This window comes from Allobosea sp. 05T422_2 (assembly GCF_056396265.1).
Window position 1 is genome coordinate 1 of sequence record NZ_JBFTLD010000513.1, and the last position, 1,395, is coordinate 1,395.

Here is a 1,395-nt window from a genome sequence, read left to right on the forward strand (position 1 = left end):
CGGGAATACGAAGGTCGGCCCGATGCCCCAGATGATGCCGTGCGTCGGCTGCTTCGGCGAGAAGAAGAAGCTCGGGTTGATGTCGCCGAGGCCGAACTCGCGGTCACCATTCACCGTTAGGGCCGGTTGCGAGATCACCGGCGTGATCCAGCGCGTGATCAGGTTCCAGTCCTTGTTCAGCGTGATCGGGATCACGGGCTGGATGTTGAGGACATTCTGCAGCTGCTTATGCGGGCCGACATTGAAGTTGGAATTGTTCTGGAACGGCAGGCTGATCATGTCGGCAACGGGGTTTTGCGCCGCCTTGGCAAGATCGTCGGTGCTCTTTTCGGGGCCCTCCTGGGCGATGGCGAAAGAGCTCGCCAAGCCGATTGAGATGGCGAGCGCGACCCTCAGTCCGAATCGTCCGCAGCCTGTGCGTCGTCCAGTCATGATGTGCTCCGTCTGTCATCCAGACCATCTTTGATCATTGGAACAGAGTTCGCTGCTGAGTGCCAGATTAGGTATTGCTTGCAATGCGCAATCATCACCGTGTGTTGCTTGTGTGATACATGTCGACAATGTTGTGGCGGAGGCTCCGCTGTGTCTACGACAGTATTCGATGCATTGGGAATGCAATACGGTTCGACGGGAGAAGCTCACTCAAAGAATCGGGCCGATGGGGATCGACGCGATCACGTGTATTGTCGGGTTCTTCGTCTCCGCGATCGGGGGCGGCCTGATTTTCGACGGCGTGGTCGAAGCCTTGCAAATGCACGGTGTGACCACTTTGCACTGAGCGCCGCCTGCGCCTGAGCAGCGCACCCTGCGCATCGGGCGGGATCGCTGGACCTGAGAAATCTGGTTCTCGCCCATCCCAGCTACGAACCTTTGTTCGCGATCGCGAGTTTGCCGGCGCCATCGACGCCATGCTTCTGCAGATCGGCCAGCAACCCTTCGTCCGACAGGTCCAGCCGGTGCGAATGCTTCCAGTCGTGATGCGAGACTTCGACCAGGCGCTCGACAAGGTGGCGGGCGTCGGTTTCGATGGCGAGCTCGCGCCGTGCATCGAAGCTGCCGGGGGTCAGGTTGATCGAGCCGACGATCGCGCGTTTCTCGTCGGCCAGGAGCATCTTGCCGTGCAGCTTCAGATTCTTCAGCCGATGGATCTTGGCTCCCACATCTTCCATGATCCGCAGGCCGCCGACGCCTTCCACCAGCTTGTCGCTCTTCAGCTTGTGCGGCTGCCGCGCCATGATGTGGACCTCAACACCGCGGTTCAGCGCCCGGACGAGGCGCTCGATGATCACCGTGTCCTGGTAACGCTCATTCTGCAGCCATAAGGTTTGCTTGGCGTCGTCAATGAAGGCCGCGATCCGTTCTCGGCCGTTATTGGGGCACCAGATCAGCTTCGAC

1 protein-coding gene and 1 pseudogene are annotated in these 1,395 nt (G+C 59.9%); both read right to left on the reverse strand.

Annotation, left to right across the window (positions count from 1 at the left end; translation table 11 throughout):
* Window positions 1-432 (reverse strand): annotated as a pseudogene (locus AC1DJT_RS36705) (transporter); the annotation flags it as partial.
* Between the two features lie 428 nt (window positions 433-860).
* On the reverse strand, window positions 861-1,395 hold a 535-nt coding region (locus tag AC1DJT_RS36710), incomplete at its 5' end, for a phospholipase D-like domain-containing protein (RefSeq protein ID WP_476836063.1).